The sequence below is a fragment of the Azospirillum brasilense genome (genome assembly GCF_003349955.1).
GTDB classification, from domain to species: domain Bacteria; phylum Pseudomonadota; class Alphaproteobacteria; order Azospirillales; family Azospirillaceae; genus Azospirillum; species Azospirillum brasilense_B.
Map to the genome: position 1 here is coordinate 13,211 of NZ_QLKQ01000016.1, position 15,387 is coordinate 28,597.

Here is a 15,387-nt window from a genome sequence, read left to right on the forward strand (position 1 = left end):
CCCCGCTTTCGGCGGACCAAAGGTCCGCCTGTCGCGTCAGCGCAAACAAAGTTTGCGCGAAAGCAGAGGGGAGAGGGAACCCCTTCACAGGGAACACCCATCAGGAGACCACCCCATGGCGGCGGACGCCGATAAGCCGATCCCCCTGGCCACCTACCGCGTGCAGCTGCGCGCCGAGTTCGGCTTCGACCGCACCGCCGGAATCGCCGACTACATGGCGCGGCTGGGCGTCAGCCACCTCTACGCCTCGCCCTACATGAAGGCGCGGCCGGGCAGCACCCACGGCTACGACATCGTCGACCACAACGCCCTGAACCCGGAGCTGGGCAGCGAGGAGTCCTTCCACGCCATGGTCGAGGCGCTGAAGCGCAACGGGCTGGGCCAGATCCTCGACTTCGTGCCCAACCACATGGGCGTCGGCGGGGCCGACAACGGCTGGTGGCTGGACGTGCTGGAATGGGGGCCGGACAGCCCCTACGCCGGCTATTTCGACATCGAGTGGGAGCCCGACCGCCGCTACCTGCACGGCAAGGTGCTGGTGCCCCTGCTCGGCGACCAGTTCGGCGCGGTGCTTGAGTCCGGCGGGTTGGAGCTGCGCTTCGACAAGGAGACGGGCGGCTTCGCCGTCTGGGCCTACGACACCCACAAGCTGCCCATCCGGCCCGCCGATTACGGCACGATCCTGGGCGACGACCAGCCGGACCTGGAGCGCATCGGCGACGCCTTCCGCCATCTCGATCAGGTCCGCCCGCACCAGATCCGCCGCGCCAACGCCCTGAAGGCGGAGCTGGCCGCGCTGGTCTCCGAGAAGCCCGACGTGGCCGAGGCCGTGGAGCGCCGGCTGAAGCGCTTCTGCGGCGCGGAGGGCGAGCCGGAGAGCTGGCGCCGCCTGACCGACCTGATCGCCGCCCAGAACTGGCGCGCCGCCTATTTCAAGGTGGCGGCGGACGACATCAACTACCGCCGCTTCTTCAACATCAACGAACTCGCCGGCCTGCGCATGGAGGAGCGGGAGCTGTTCGACGTCGCCCATCGGCTGGCCTTCAAACTGGTCGACGACGGCACGCTGGACGGGCTGCGCATCGACCACATCGACGGCCTCTACGACCCCAGGGGCTATTGCGAGCGGCTGGCCGAGGCGACCGAGCGGCCCTTCTATCTGGTGGTCGAGAAGATCCTGGCCCGTCACGAGCGGCTGCGCGAGGACTGGCCGATCGACGGCACCACCGGCTACGAGTTCGCCAACCTGATGGGCGGGCTGTTCGTCGACCCGAAGGGCGAGGAGGCCTTCACCAAGCTCTACGCCGACTTCACCGGGCGGCGCGAGAGCTTCGACGAGGTGGTGCGGACCAGCAAGGTCCGCATCATGGAAAGCGAGATGGCCAGCGAGCTTCATGTGCTGGCCCGGCAGGCCTCGCGCATCGCCCGCGCCAACCCGCGCACCGCCGACTTCACCGCCAACATCCTGCATCAGGCGCTGAAGGAGACCATCGCCCGCTTCCCGGTCTACCGCACCTATGTGGACTGGCGCGGCGTCAGCGAGCTGGACCGGCGGAGCATCGACTGGGCGATCACCCAGGCCCGCAAGGCCGACCCGAACACCGACGGCTCCGCCTACGATTTCCTGCACAGGCTGCTGACCACCGATCTGGTGGCCCAGCCGCGCAGCGGCTACAGCCGCCAGCAGGTGCTGCGCTTCGCCATGCGCTTCCAGCAGTACAGCGGCCCGGTGATGGCCAAGGGGCTGGAGGACACCGCCTTCTACCGCTACAACCGGCTGGCCGCGCTGAACGAGGTGGGCGGGCATCCCGAGCATTTCGGGGTCGGCACCGCCAGCTTCCACCACGCCAACGCCGAGCGGGCGGAGCGCTGGCCCCACGCCATGCTGGGCAGCACCACCCACGACACCAAGCGCGGCGAGGACACCCGCGCCCGCCTCTACGCCCTGTCGGAGATGCCGGAGGAGTGGGACCGCCAGATCCAGACCTGGAGCCGCCTGCTGCGCGCCCGCCGCGGCGACGTGGAGGGCACCGCCCCGCCCGACCGCAACGACGAGTATCTGTTCTACCAGCTCCTCGTCGGCGCTTGGCCGGCGGAGCTGACCGGGGCGGACCCCGCCGGCCTCGACCCGCAGGCGATGACGGAGTTCGCGGAGCGCCTCGCCGGCGCCATGACCAAGTCGATGCGCGAGGCCAAGGTCCACAGCACCTGGGCCGCCCCCGACGAGGCGTACGAAAGCGCCATGACCAGCTTCGTCCACGACGCGCTGGACGTGACGCGCAGCACCGCCTTCTTCGACGCCTTTCTGCCCTTCCAGGAGCGGCTTGCCCGCATCGGCATGGTCAACGGGCTGACCCAGACCCTGCTGAAGCTGACCAGCCCCGGCGTGCCGGACATCTACCAGGGCTGCGAGCTGTGGAACTTCAGCCTCGTCGATCCCGACAACCGGCGCCCGGTGGACTACGACACCCGCCGCCGTCTGCTCGACGAGGTCGAGGGGGCGCACATCGGCGGCCTGCTGAGCCGCTGGCAGGACGGCGCGGTGAAGCTGTCGCTGACCCGGCGCGCCCTGGCCCTGCGGACGGCCATGCCCGACCTGTTCGCCAAGGGCGAGTACCTGCCGCTGGAGGCGACGGGCGAGCGGGCGGAGCATGTGGTGGCCTTCGCCCGGCGCCTCGGCGACGACACCGTCGTGGTCGCCGCCCCGCGTCTGGTGGGCGCGCTGGGCGAGACTCCGGACTGGGGCGACACCTCCGTCCCGCTGCCGCGCGGACAGCGCTGGCGCAACGCGCTGACCGACGGGACGCTGGAGGCCGCCGACGCGGTGACCGCCGCCGACCTCTTCCGCGACTTTCCCGTCGCCCTTCTGGTGCGGGAAGGGTGAGTGCCATGGACCGCAACCCGCCACCGCGTCGCGCGCTCGTTCCCATCGACCAGCGGCTGATCGGGAGCGATCCCGGCAAGCCCGCCGTCTTCGGGACCGTGCTGTCCGGCGACCCTCAGGAAAGTTTCCTGAACCTCTATGACGGCGGCGGGGGGCGGTTCGCCTGCGGGGTCTGGCAATGCACGCCGGGCACCATCGCCATGACCGACTGGCCCTATGAGGAGTTCTGCGTGCTGCTGGCCGGGCGGGTGGTCATCACCCCCCGGGACGGCGCGCCGCAGGTGCATGGGGAGGGCGACGCCTTCGTCATTCCCAGAGGCTTCACCGGTGTCTGGGAGGTGCGGGAGACGATCCGCAAATACTACGCGATCGAGAAGCCGCTCGGTCCCCGCGCCGCCGTCCGCCAGATGTTTCGCGCCCCGCTGTCGCTGGTCCGCCGGCTGTTGGGGCGGGGCGAACCGGCGCTGGCCCGCGGCGGCTTTTAAAAGAGCCTCCTTGACAGGGTTGCCTCGCAAAATACCCGATTTCTTCGGTCGGGATTGATCGAATCCCGTCGCCACGCGTTATTCCGTTGGACAGGTGCCCGAACCGGCAAACGAGAGGCACCTCATCGGACCATTCCTGCACGACGGCCTGCACCACGGGACGCGACCACAGACGGACGGGAGACAAGTCATGAGCGATCATCGCCAGTGGGTCGAGTTGGACCCCAGCAACGGCTCCGAAGCCACCAAGCCGCAGGACGGACAGTCCGTCGCGGCCCCCGCGCAGAACTCCGCCCAGCCGGCGGAAGCCCCCGCGCCGGGCGGTCCGGAAGGCACTCCGGACCGCTGACGGTCACTGCGCCGGGTCACTCTTCCAGGTCATTCCTGAAGCTTCGGAAAACGGCAGGGCGGGGCCTCAGGGCCTCAGCCCTGCCGCCGCATGGGCTGTTGCACGGCTTGCGGTGCGGTCTGCGGCGCCGGCTGGGGCGCGGCGTTCGCACGCTCGGGCCGCCCGAACAATTCCAGCGCCGGCGGGATGGAGGACGGGCGCAGGCCCGCCAGGATTTCCCCGACGGCCCCGACCGCGTCGACCAGAGCGTCGGGCATCACCGGCTTGCGCAGCAGGCCGACCGCGAAATCGCGCGCCTCCTCGCCGCGGTGGTCGAAACCGGTGATCAGCAGGGAGGGGATGTTGTGCTCCTCCCACAGCTTGCGGGCCAGCGTCAGCCCGTTCTCGCCTCCGGCCAGATAGACGTCCACCAGCGCAAGATCCGGCTGTTCCCGGACACCCAGCCGCGTCGCCTTGGCGGCGTCGCGCAGGGGACCGACCACCGTGTATCCGGCATTCTCCATCACGGCCTTGATGGCGGGCCCGATCAACGGGTCGTCTTCGACGACGAGCAACTTCACGGCATCTGTTCCTTGTTGGCGGACGGCGCGGACCGACGTGGCCCGCAGCGCCCATGTTTGTCGATGCGGTGCATCAATCAAGGGGCTGATTGCGCGCAATGAGCGAGCCGGGGGGGCACCGAACGGGCAGTGCCATCCGGAGGAGCGAACCCGCCGCCCTCTTTGCGTGTTTGAGACAGTCCAAGCGTGATGCAACCTCCGTGGGAGTCCTGCATGAAGTTCATCGAATTCACCGACCACGCCGGGGCGCCGGTCCTGATCAACGCCGCGGGCGTTCTGTACCTGCGCGGCATCGAAGGGGAGCGGACCGAGATCACCTTCGCCGGACGCGCCGAACCGCTGCTGGTCGCCGCCCCGCTGGACGAGGTGGCCCGGACGCTGGAAGACGCCACGCCGCTACCGCCCGACCCCACCCTGGCGCTCGTATCATGACGGGCCGGCATCACACGTCGTAGATCGGCCCCGGCGTGGACGTGTTGGCACCGCCGCGCTTGCGCTCCTCCTTCTCGGTCAGTTCGGCCTCGCCGCCCTGATCGGGCTTGACGGTGCCCTCCTGGGCCTCGTCGATCCGGTCGTCCTTGCGCTGGGGCTGGGTGGCGGGAGTCCGGTCGTCGTTCATGACGGTCCTCATGCTGATTGTCGGTTCACCGTATTCAACATTTCGGGGGCCGCGACGTTGCGCCCGTCGCCTGCCCCTTCCGGAGGGCTGATGCGCGCGCGGCGCGGGTTGCCGGAAACCGCGCACTCCATCACTTTTCGGGGCGAAGACAAACCGGAAGGACCGCCATGATCGACCTTCATTACTGGCCGACCCCCAACGGGCACAAGATCACGCTGTTCCTGGAGGAGGCCGGGCTGGATTACACGATCCATCCCGTGGACATCTCCGCCGGGGACCAGTTCAAGCCGGACTTCCTGGCGATGTCCCCCAACAACCGCATGCCGGCCATCGTCGACCGCGCTCCGGCCGACGGCGGGGAGCCGCTGTCCGTCTTCGAGTCGGGCGCGATCCTGATTTATCTGGCGGAGAAGACCGGCAAGTTCCTGCCCGCCGACCTGCGGGGCCGCAAGACGGTTCTGGAGTGGCTGTTCTGGCAGGTGGGTGGCCTCGGCCCGATGGCCGGGCAGAACCACCATTTCGTGCAGTACGCGCCCGAGCAGATCCCCTACGCCATCGACCGCTATGTGAAGGAGACCAATCGCCTCTACGGCGTCCTGAACAAGCGTCTGGCCGGCCGCGCCTTCATCGCCGGGGACGAGCTGACCATCGCCGACATGGCCTGCTACCCGTGGGTCGTCCCGCACGAGCGGCAGCGCCAGAACCTCGCCGACTTCCCCGAGCTGAAGCGCTGGTTCGAAGCGATCCAGGCCCGCCCGGCGACCGTCCGCGCCTACGAGAAGGGTGCGGAACTGGCCAAGCGCCCGTCGGTCACCGACGAGGGCAAGAAGATCCTCTTCGGCCAGACCGCCGCCAACGTCCAGAAGTGACGATGAAGCCCTCTCCCGCCCGAAGGCGGGAGAGGGCGACAAAGTCCTTACTGCGCGGTCCAGCCGCCGTCCATCAGCAGGCTGGCCCCGGTCATCTGCGCCGCGGAATCGGAGCACAGGAAGACCGCCAGCCCGCCCAGCTCGTCCGGCGTCACGAAGGCGCCGGAGGGCTGCTTGGCGCCGAGCAGTTCCGCCTTCGCCTGAGGCTCCGGGATGTTCCTGGTCGAGGCGATCGCGTCGATCTGCTTCTGCACCAGCGGGGTGAGCACCCAGCCCGGACAGATGGCGTTGCAGGTGACGCCGGTGCCCGCCGTCTCCAGCGCCACCGTCTTGGTCAACCCGACCACGCCGTGCTTGGCCGCGACGTAGGCCGATTTGTTGACCGACGCGACATGGCCGTGCACGGAGGCGATGTTGAGGATGCGTCCCCAGCCGCGCCGCTTCATGCCCGGCAGGGCGTGGTGGGTGCCGTGGAAGACGGCGGACAGGTTGAGCGCGATCACCGCGTCCCAGCGGTCGGCCGGGAAGTCCTCCACTGGGGCGACGTGCTGGATGCCGGCGTTGTTCACCAGCACATCGACGGAGCCGAACGTCTCCTCCGCGTGGGCGATCAGCGCGGCGATCTCCGCCGGCTTGGACAGGTCGGCGCCGTGGTAGCCGACGCGCACGCCGAACTCCGCCGCCAGGCCGGCGCGCAGCTCCTCGATGGCGGCGGCGTCGCCGAAACCGTTCAGCACCACGTCCGCCCCGGCTCCAGCCAGCGCCCGCGCGATGCCCAAGCCGATCCCGCTGGTCGAGCCGGTGACCACCGCGACCTTCTGAGTCAAGGTCATGGCTTATCCTCTGCTGTCTTGATGGTTCGAATTCCCTCTCCCCTCCGGGGAGAGGGTTAGGGTGAGGGGGATGCGCGTTGCGGTACGTCCGGCAAAAGCATGACCCCCTCACCGACTCTCAGCGGATGCCTCTGGCATCCGCCTGCCGCCGTCAGTCCTGGCCTTCGGCCAGCGCGAGAGGCCCCTTCAGGCCACCCTCTCCCCAGAGGGGAGAGGGTTGAATTTACCCTTCCAGTTCCGGGCGCTCGCGGAACTCGTCGAGCGCCATGGGATTGGCCAGCGCCTCGGTGTTCTTGATCGGGCGGCCGTGCACCGCGTCGCGCACCGCCAGTTCGGTGATCTTGCCCGAGCGCGTGCGCGGGATGTCCTTGACCGCCACGATGCGCGCCGGGACGTGCCGCGGCGAACAGTTCTCCTTGATGCGCTTGCGGATCGTGTCCTCCAGCGCCTTGTCCAGGGTCAGCCCCTCGCGCAGCACCACGAACAGGATGACGCGCACGTCGCCGTCCCATTCCTGGCCGATGCACACCGCCTCCAGGATCTCCGGAAGCTGCTCGACCTGCCGATAGATCTCCGCCGTGCCGATGCGCACCCCGCCGGGGTTCAGAACCGCGTCCGAGCGCCCGTAGATCACCCAGCCGCCGTGAACGGTGCGCTCGATGAAGTCGCCGTGCGTCCACACGTTGGGGAAGCGCTCGAAATAGGCCGCCCGGTACTTCGCGCCGTCCGGATCGGCCCAGAAGCCCACCGGCATGCAGGGGAAGGGCCGCGTGCAGACCAGTTCGCCCTTCTCGCCGCTGACCGCGTGGCCGCTGTCGTCGAAGGCCGCCACCGCCATGCCGAGCCCCGCCGTCTGCAGTTCGCCCGCCCACACCGGCGCCGTCGGGTTGCCCAGCACGAAGCAGGACACGATGTCCGTGCCGCCGCTGATCGAGGCCAGATGGATGTCCGCCTTGATCGCCCGGTAGACGTACGCGAAGTTCTCCGGCATCAGCGGCGAGCCGGTCGATGCCAGCGCCCGCAGCGTGTCGAGCCGGTGCGTGCGCATCGGCTCCAGCCCCGACTTCTCGGCCTGCTGGATGAATTTGGCCGAGGTGCCGAACAGGGTCATGCCCTCGGCATCGGCGTAGTCGAACAGGATGTTGCCGTCCGGCGCGAAGGGCGAGCCGTCATAGAGCAGCAGCGTCGCCCCGGCGGCCAGCCCGGAGACCAGCCAGTTCCACATCATCCAACCGCAGGTGGTGTAGTAGAACACCCGGTCGCCCGGCTTCACGTCGCTGTGCAGCCGGTGCTCCTTGACGTGCTGGAGCAGCGTGCCGCCGGTGCCGTGGACGATGCACTTGGGCTTGCCGGTGGTTCCCGACGAATAGAGGATGAACAGCGGGTGGTTGAAGGCCACCCGCTCGAAGCTCGGCTCCGCCGCCGCGAAGGGGGCGGTGAAGTCGCCCCAGGTGACGCCGCCGCGGATGGCCGAGACGTCCGGCGTCTCGTTGACGTAGGGGATGATGACGGCGGCCTTGACGGTGGGCAGCTCGGTCAGCACCTGGGCGATCTTGGCGCGGATGTCGTGACTCTTGCCGTTGTACCAGTAGGCGTCGGGGGCGAAGAGGACGGTCGGCTCGATCTGGCCGAAGCGGTCGGTGATGCCCTGGGCGCCGAAGTCGGGGGAGCAGGAGGACCAGATGGCCCCCAGGCTGGCCGTGGCGAGCATGGCGGCCAGCGTCTCGGGCATGTTGGGGACGACGGCGGCGACGCGGTCTCCCTTGCCGACGCCGGCGGCCTTCAGCGCCTGCTGGAGACGGGAGACCTCGGCCTTCAGCTCGGCGCCGGACCAGCGGCGCTTGACCTTGTCCTCGGCCCAGAAGACGACGGCCTCGCCCTCCGGCGCGTTGGCGAGCATGTTCTCGGCGTAGTTCAGGCTGGCCTTGGGAAACCAGCGGGCGCCGGGCATCTTGTCGCCATTGGCCAGGGCCACGCCGCCGAGATCGCCCTTGAGTCCGGCCCACTCCCACAGGAAGCGCCAGAAATCCTCCTTGCCGGCGACCGACCAGTCGTAGAGCGCGTCGTAATCGTCCAGCCGCAGCCCGAAGCGGGCGCTCGCGGCCTGCCGGAAAGCCGTCAGGTTGGAGGCGGCCACGCGCGCCTCCGAAGGCGTCCACAACGGCTGATCGGAAAGCGGCTGACCAGAAAGCGATTGACCAGGGGACGGTTGATCCATCTTGCGGTTCCTGATGTTGGCTTTTTATGCCGTTCGGTTCTTGACGTTCAGCGGCGGCCGAAGCGGGCCTGGAGCTCGCCCACGATACCACGGCGGAAGACCAGCACGCAGACCACGAAGATGGCGCCGATGACCACCGGAACCGGCATGCTGGTGGCCGCCAGATAGCTTTCCAGCGTGACCACGATGGCCGCCCCCACCACCGGGCCGAGCAGCGTGCCCATGCCGCCGAGCAGCGTCATCAGCACCACCTCGCCGGACATCTGCCACGTCACGTCGGTCAGCGAGGCGAGCTGGAAGACCAGCGCCTTGGTCCCGCCGGCCAGACCGGCGAGGCTCGCCGACAGCACGAAGGCCAGCAGCTTGTAGCGCTCCGTCCGGTAGCCCAGCGACACGGCGCGCGGCTCGTTCTCGCGGATCGCCTTCAGCACCTGCCCGAAGGGCGAATGCACCGCGCGCCAGACCACCGCGAAGCCGACCAGGAACACCGCCAGCACGAAATAGTACATGGACAGCGAGTTGTTGAGGTCGATCACCCCGAACAGATGCCCGCGCGGCACCGCCTGGATGCCGTCCTCGCCGCCGGTGAACTTGAGCTGCAGGGCCATGAAGAAGACCATCTGCGACAGCGCCAGCGTGATCATGGCGAAGTAGATGCCCTGCCGGCGGATCGCCAGCGCCCCGAAGGCGAGGCCGAGCAGGGCGGAGAAGCCCATGCCGAGCAGGATGCTGACCTCCGGCCCCAGCCCCCAGACCTTGGCGGAATGGGCGGTGATGTAGGCCGCCCCGCCGAAGAAGGCGGCGTGGCCGAAGCTCAGCAGCCCGGCGAAACCGATCAGCAGATTGAAGGCGCAGGCGAACAGCGCGAAGCACAGCACCTTCATCACGAAGACAGGGTACAGCACGTAGGGTGCGGCCAGCGCGATCAGCAGCCCGATGCCGAGGATGATGGCGTTGCGGGTGCTGTCCTGCCCCGGACGGCGCAGCGCGATGGTGGTCGTCTGGGTGTCGGCCGTCTTGATTTGGGCCGTCTTGCTTTGGGTGGCCATGGCTCAGCGCTCCCGTCCGAAGAGGCCCGCGGGCTTGATGAGAAGGACGATCGCCATCACGACGAACACCACGATGTTGGAGGCTTCGGGGTAGAAGACCTTGGTCAGGCCCTCCAGCAGCCCCAGCCCCAGGCCGGTGACGATGGCGCCGAGGATGGAGCCCATGCCGCCGATCACCACCACCGCGAAGACGACGATGATCAGGTTGGTGCCCATCAGGGGCGACACTTGGTAAATGGGTGCCGCCAGCACGCCGGCCAGCCCGGCCAGCGCGACGCCGAAGCCGTAGGTGGCGGTGATCATCACCGGCACGTTGATGCCGAAGGCCTGGACCAGCACCGGGTTTTCCGTGGCGGCGCGCAGATAGGCGCCGAGCCGCGTCCGCTCGATGGCGAACCACGTCCCGAAGCAGACGATCAGCGAGGCGACGACGACCCAGCCGCGGTAGTTGGGCAGGAACATGAAGCCCAGGTTCTGGCCGCCCTTGAGCGCGTCCGGGATCGGATAGGGCTGGCCCGACACGCCGTAGAAGTGGCGGAAGGCGCCTTCCATGATCAGGGCGAGGCCGAAGGTCAGCAGCAGGCCGTAGAGATGGTCGAGCTTGTAGAGCCGCGACAGCATGGTTTTTTCCAGCACCACGCCCAGCAGCCCGACGATCAGCGGCGACAGGCCCAAGGCCCACCAGTAGCCGAGGCCGAGCTTCGTCAGCAGCAGCCACGCCACGAAGGCGCCGATCATGTAGAGCGCGCCGTGGGCGAAGTTGATGACGTTCAGCATGCCGAAGATGACCGCCAGCCCAAGGCTGAGCAGCGCGTAGAAGGACCCGTTGATGAGGCCGAGCAGAAGCTGGCCGAACAGGACCTGGGGCGGCACCCCCAGCAAGTCGAACATGACCGTCCCTCCCTGTGTATCGGACTTTTGATTTTTTGATTGGGTGCTTGGGGTGGGCCCCCTCCCTAACCCTCCCCCGCTGCGCAGGGGAGGGAACTTAGCCCTCCCTCACCGAAGGTGGGGGAGGGTTGGGAGGGGGCCCGACGCGACAACCTTACTTCACCAGCGGGCAACCGCTCTTGGCCGGGTCGAGGAACGCCTGCTCGGCCGGGATCGTCTTCACGATCTTGTAGTAGTCCCAGGGGGCCTTGGACTCCGCCGGGGTCTTGACCTGGGCCAGATACATGTCGTGGAACATGCGGCCGTTGGCGGCGATCTTGCCGTTCTTGGTGAACATGTCCTCGACCTTGGTCTCGCGCATCTTGGCGGCGACCTTGTCCGGATCGTCGGAGCCGACGGCCTCGACCGCCTTCAGGTAGTGGCGGACGGCGGAGTAGACGCCGGCCTGGACCATGGTCGGCTTGCGGCCGGCCTTGGCCTCGAACTTCTTGGTCCACTCGCGGGTCTGCTCGTCCGTGTCCCAATAGAAGCCGGTGGTCAGCAGCAGGCCCTGGGCGGCCTGGAGGCCCAGCGCGTTCACGTCGCTGATGAACAGCAGCAGGCCGGCGAGGCTCTGGCCCGACTGGGTGATGCCGAACTCCGACGCCTGCTTGACGGCGTTGGTGGCGTCGCCGCCCGCGTTGGCGAGGCCGATCACGTCGGCCTTGGAGGCCTGGGCCTGCAGCAGGTAGGACGAGAAGTCGGCGTTGCCCAGCGGATGGCGGACGTTGCCCGCGACCTTGCCGTCGAGCTGCTTGACCATCTTCGAGGTCTCATCCTCCAGCGAGTGGCCGAAGGCGTAGTCCGCGGTGATGAAGTACCAGTTCTTCTTGCCCTGCTCGACCAGCGCGCGGGCGGTGCCGGCGGCCATGGCGTAGTTGTCGTAGGTCCACTGGAAGCCGTAGGGGCTGCAGGACTTGCCGCTGAGATCGGTCGAGCCCGGGCCGGACATCAGGAAGATGCGCTTCTTGTCCTTGGTGATGCCCTGGACGGCCAGCGCGGCGGCGGAGTTCGGCACGTCGGCGATGACGTCCACGTTGCCGGCGTCGATCCACTCGCGCGCCGTGTTGGCGGCGATGTCGGCCTTGTTCTGGTGGTCGGCGACGACGATCTCGATCGGCGCGCCCGCGACCTTGCCGCCGAACTCCTCGGCCGCCAGACGGGCGGCGATGGCCGAACCCTCGCCGGCGAGGTCGGCGTAGATGCCGGACCGGTCGTTCATCACGCCGATCTTGATCACGTTGTTGGAAACCTGGGCGTGCGCGGCCCCGGCGGTCAGCGCCAGCAATGCGGTCCCGCACAGCAACGTCTTGAGCATTTCGAACTCCCTTCGATTGGCTTTGTTTTGCGTGTTTTCGGCAGAGGGTGCGATCGGGTCAGACACCCAGATAGGTGTGCAGCTTGTCCATGTTCTGGGCGAGCTGGTCGTTGGGGATCATGTCGACGACATGGCCTTCCTCCATCACGTAATGGCGGTCGGCGATGGTCGCGGCGAAGCGGAAATTCTGCTCCACCAGAACGATGGTGAAGCCGCGCTGCTTCAGCTTGCGCACCGCCACCCCGATCTGCTCGATGATGACGGGGGCCAGCCCCTCGGTCGGCTCGTCGAGCAGGATCAGGTCGGCGCCGGTGCGCAGGATGCGCGCGATGGCCAGCATCTGCTGCTCGCCGCCCGACAGGCGCGTGCCCTGGGTGGTGCCGCGGCCCTGGAGGTTGGGGAACAGCTCGTAGATCTGCGGCACGGTCATGCCGCCCGACTTCACCACCGGCGGCAGCATCAGGTTCTCGTCCACGCTGAGCGAGGAGAAGATGCCGCGCTCCTCCGGCACGTAGCCGATGCCGAGGCGGGGAATCTTGTGCTGCGCCATGCCGATCAGTTCCTTGCCCTGGAAGCGGATCGAGCCGTTGCGCTTGCCGACGATGCCCATGATCGAACGCATGGTTGTCGTCTTGCCGGCGCCGTTGCGGCCCAGCAGGGTCACCACCTCGCCCTGGCGCACGTCGATGTTGACGCCGTGCAGCACGTGGCTTTCGCCATAAAAGGCCTGGAGGTCGCGGATTTCCAGCATGGTGGTCTTCACGGTCGCGCCGTCAGGCATGGCCCACCTCACCCGTTCCCATGTAGGCTTCCATGACCTGCGGGTTGCGCGATACGACGTCGTATGGGCCCTCCGCCAGGATCTCGCCGCGGCGGAGCACGGTGATGGTGTCCGACAGGTGGGCGACGACCGACAGGTTGTGCTCCACCATCAGGATGGTGCGGTCGGCGGATACGCGCTTGATCAGCGCGGCGGTGCCCTCGATGTCCTCGTGTCCCATGCCAGCCAGCGGCTCGTCGAGCAGCATCACCTCCGGGTCGAGGGCCAGCGTGGTGGCGATCTCCAGCGCGCGCTTGCGGCCGTAGGGCAGTTCGGCGGCGGTGTGCCCGGCCCACGGGGTCAGGTTGACCGCCTCGATCAGCTCCTCGGCGCGGTCGTGCAGGTCGTGCAGGCTTGCCTCGGGCTTCCAGAAATGGAAGCTGGTGCCGCGCGGCCGCTGAAGCGCGACGCGGACGTTCTCCAGCACGCTGAGATGCGGGAAGACCGCGGAAATCTGGAAGGAGCGCACCATGCCGAGCAGCGCCACGTCGGCGGGCTTCATGGCGGTGATGTCCCGCCCCTTGTAGAGGATCTGGCCGCGCGTCGGCGTCAGGAACTTGGTCAGCAGGTTGAAGACCGTGCTCTTGCCGGCGCCGTTCGGGCCGATCAGCGCGTGGATGGTGCCGCGGCGGACCTGGAGGTTCACCTCCTTCACCGCGATGAAGCCCTTGAACTCCTTCGAGAGTCCACGCGCTTCCAGAATGATGTCATCGGCCATGGGTGCCGCTTTTCCCTCCCTGTTCGTCCGCGTCGTCTGCCGGTCCGCGTTTTTGGTTAGGCTGATATAAGCATGGAACATGCCAACTGCGGAAGACTCGAACAAGTTCTTGAAATCATTTATTTCCCCCTATGAGACCGTGGGCGCCCCACACCGTCCGGAGTGTCAGCTTTCCGGACAGACTGTACCGATCCTCCGACACACCAGCGGCGGCATGGGCGGAGCGTTCGGGGTTCGGCGGCACGGCTTCCGGGCGCCAAATGGCCGCTTGCAAATCGGGGGTCCGCCTGCAATTCTGCGCCTCCGACGGTGCCCCGTCCGCCGTGAAGGCGCGGGGATAATAGGGAATGCGGTGCGGACCCGGATGGGGTCCAAGGCCGCGGCTGCCCCCGCAACTGTGTGCGGCGAGTCGGCCTCCGGACATGCCACGGGCCGACAGGCCGGGAAGGCGGGAGGCGCGGCGACGACCCGCGAGCCAGGAAACCTGCCGCCGGACCGACACTCATCCAATCCGCCGGGTGTGGCGGAGACAAGGAAGCCAAATCATGACCACCGGCCCGCTGACCGCCGGAAAGACCCCGGCCACCGTCATCACCGGCTTTCTCGGCGCCGGCAAGACGACGCTGATCCGCAGCCTGCTGGAGCAGGCCGGCGGGCGCCGTCTGGCGCTGATCATCAACGAGTTCGGCGATGTCGGCATCGATGGCGAGATCCTGCGCGCCTGCGGCGATCCGACCTGCAGCGAGGACGACGTGATCGAGCTGGCCAACGGCTGCCTGTGCTGCACCGTCGCCGACGACTTCGTCCCGGCCATCGAGAAGCTGCTGTCCCGCCCGCAGCCGCCGGAGCACATCATCATCGAGACCAGCGGCCTCGCCCTGCCGAAGCCGCTGGTCCAGGCTTTCCACTGGCCGGCGATCAAGACGCGGGTGACGGTGGACGGGGTGGTCGCGGTGGTCGATGCCGCCGCCGCCGCGGAGGGCCGCTTCGCCCCCGATCCGGCGGCGCTGGCCGCCCAGGCCGCCGAGGCCGGGCAGCTCGACCACGAGACCCCGGTGGAGGAGGTGTTCGAGGACCAGCTCCTCTGCGCCGACCTGATCGTGGTGAACAAGACCGATCTGGTGGACGCCGCCGATCTGGCGAAGGTCGAGGATCTGATCCGCGCCGCCATGGCGGAGGGCGGGACCGGGCGCGAAGCCAAGATCCTGCGCGCCAGCAACGGCAAGGTCGATCCGGTGGTGCTTCTCGGCGTCGGCGCCGGGGCCGAGGACGACCTCGCCAACCGCCCCAGCCACCATGACGAGGAGGAGGGCCACGACCACGACGACTTCACCAGCTTCGTCGTGGAACTCGGCCCGCAGCCCGACCCGGCGGCGCTGGCGAAGACGCTGGAGCGGGTCGCCGCCGCCCATGGCGTGCTGCGGCTGAAGGGCTTCATCGACGTGCCGGGCAAGCCGATGCGGCTGCTGGTGCAGGGCGTGGGAACGCGCATCCAGACCCATTTCGACCGCTTCTGGAAGCCCGACGAGCCGCGCCGCAGCCGTCTGGTGGTGATCGGCGAGACGGGCCTGGACCGCGACGCCGTGACCGCGGCGCTGTCGTAAAAGCCCTCTCCCGCCCCGGGAGAGGGAGGGACCCGCGCGAAGCGCGGGAGGGTGAGGGTCGCACGCGAAGACCGCGCCGATCCTTGCCCTCACCCTCACCCGCCCGCTTCGCGGGCACCCTCTCCCGGGAC

General features: G+C 68.3%; 15 protein-coding genes and 1 riboswitch. Of the genes, 6 read left to right on the plus strand and 9 right to left on the minus strand.

Features of this window, described 5'->3' with window-relative positions; genetic code table 11:
- Nucleotides 1-115: 115 nt before the first annotated feature.
- The 3 genes from treY to DXK32_RS32620 all read left to right on the plus strand — a co-directional run bounded on the left by treY (nt 116) and on the right by DXK32_RS32620 (nt 3,718).
- Complete coding sequence (gene treY / locus DXK32_RS09500; RefSeq protein ID WP_114858286.1) at nt 116-2,884, plus strand: malto-oligosyltrehalose synthase; 2,769 nt, start codon at nt 116-118, stop codon at nt 2,882-2,884.
- A 5-nt stretch (nt 2,885-2,889) separates the two neighbouring features.
- Nucleotides 2,890-3,369 (plus strand): cupin domain-containing protein, encoded by a 480-nt coding sequence (locus DXK32_RS09505; RefSeq protein ID WP_247877072.1) that lies wholly within the window; start codon nt 2,890-2,892, stop codon nt 3,367-3,369.
- A 190-nt stretch (nt 3,370-3,559) separates the two neighbouring features.
- Nucleotides 3,560-3,718: a hypothetical protein gene (locus tag DXK32_RS32620; RefSeq protein WP_205215683.1), complete on the plus strand. Its 159-nt coding sequence runs from the start codon at nt 3,560-3,562 to the stop codon at nt 3,716-3,718.
- 74 nt (nt 3,719-3,792) lie between these two features.
- Here DXK32_RS32620 and DXK32_RS09510 read toward each other — a convergent pair whose 3' ends face one another.
- Nucleotides 3,793-4,278 carry a response regulator gene (locus DXK32_RS09510; protein WP_114858288.1) on the minus strand — a complete coding sequence of 162 codons (486 nt, stop codon included), beginning with the start codon at nt 4,276-4,278 and terminating at the stop codon, nt 3,793-3,795.
- 213 nt (nt 4,279-4,491) lie between these two features.
- On the opposite strand from DXK32_RS09510, the gene DXK32_RS09515 reads away from it, so the two are divergent.
- On the plus strand, nt 4,492-4,710 hold the full coding sequence (locus DXK32_RS09515; protein ID WP_114858289.1) for a hypothetical protein: 219 nt from the start codon (nt 4,492-4,494) through the stop codon (nt 4,708-4,710).
- A 10-nt stretch (nt 4,711-4,720) separates the two neighbouring features.
- Here DXK32_RS09515 and DXK32_RS32625 read toward each other — a convergent pair whose 3' ends face one another.
- Nucleotides 4,721-4,897, minus strand: coding sequence for a hypothetical protein (locus DXK32_RS32625; protein WP_205215684.1), 177 nt, complete (start codon nt 4,895-4,897; stop codon nt 4,721-4,723).
- A gap of 167 nt (nt 4,898-5,064) precedes the next feature.
- Here DXK32_RS32625 and DXK32_RS09520 point away from each other — a divergent pair, with 167 nt between their 5' ends.
- Nucleotides 5,065-5,766 carry a glutathione binding-like protein gene (locus DXK32_RS09520; RefSeq protein ID WP_114858290.1) on the plus strand — a complete coding sequence of 234 codons (702 nt, stop codon included), beginning with the start codon at nt 5,065-5,067 and terminating at the stop codon, nt 5,764-5,766.
- A 47-nt stretch (nt 5,767-5,813) separates the two neighbouring features.
- Here the strand turns inward: DXK32_RS09520 and DXK32_RS09525 are convergent, their stop codons facing one another.
- The 7 genes from DXK32_RS09525 to DXK32_RS09555 form a co-directional block, all read right to left on the minus strand.
- Nucleotides 5,814-6,599: a 3-hydroxybutyrate dehydrogenase gene (locus tag DXK32_RS09525; RefSeq protein ID WP_114858291.1), complete on the minus strand. Its 786-nt coding sequence runs from the start codon at nt 6,597-6,599 to the stop codon at nt 5,814-5,816.
- 223 nt (nt 6,600-6,822) lie between these two features.
- Nucleotides 6,823-8,817, minus strand: a complete 1,995-nt coding sequence (locus tag DXK32_RS09530; RefSeq protein ID WP_114858292.1) for an acetoacetate--CoA ligase — start codon at nt 8,815-8,817, stop codon at nt 6,823-6,825.
- Between the two features lie 47 nt (nt 8,818-8,864).
- Nucleotides 8,865-9,866 (minus strand): branched-chain amino acid ABC transporter permease, encoded by a 1,002-nt coding sequence (locus DXK32_RS09535; protein WP_114858293.1) that lies wholly within the window; start codon nt 9,864-9,866, stop codon nt 8,865-8,867.
- 3 nt (nt 9,867-9,869) lie between these two features.
- Entirely contained in the window at nt 9,870-10,757 is an 888-nt protein-coding gene (locus DXK32_RS09540) for a branched-chain amino acid ABC transporter permease (RefSeq protein WP_059399141.1), read from the minus strand.
- A gap of 154 nt (nt 10,758-10,911) precedes the next feature.
- Complete coding sequence (locus tag DXK32_RS09545) at nt 10,912-12,114, minus strand: ABC transporter substrate-binding protein (protein WP_114858294.1); 1,203 nt, start codon at nt 12,112-12,114, stop codon at nt 10,912-10,914.
- A 58-nt stretch (nt 12,115-12,172) separates the two neighbouring features.
- Entirely contained in the window at nt 12,173-12,895 is a 723-nt protein-coding gene (locus DXK32_RS09550) for an ABC transporter ATP-binding protein (protein ID WP_014199493.1), read from the minus strand.
- The gene (locus DXK32_RS09555) at nt 12,888-13,652 is read right to left on the minus strand and encodes an ABC transporter ATP-binding protein (RefSeq protein ID WP_114858295.1); all 765 of its coding nucleotides are present in this window, start codon (nt 13,650-13,652) and stop codon (nt 12,888-12,890) included. The genes DXK32_RS09550 and DXK32_RS09555 overlap by 8 nt, the downstream gene beginning before the upstream one ends.
- A 290-nt stretch (nt 13,653-13,942) precedes the next feature.
- A riboswitch (cobalamin riboswitch) is annotated at nt 13,943-14,158 on the plus strand.
- A gap of 39 nt (nt 14,159-14,197) precedes the next feature.
- Here DXK32_RS09555 and cobW point away from each other — a divergent pair.
- Nucleotides 14,198-15,256, plus strand: a complete 1,059-nt coding sequence (cobW, locus tag DXK32_RS09560) for a cobalamin biosynthesis protein CobW (RefSeq protein ID WP_114858296.1) — start codon at nt 14,198-14,200, stop codon at nt 15,254-15,256.
- The last annotated feature ends 131 nt before the right edge of the window (nt 15,257-15,387 follow it).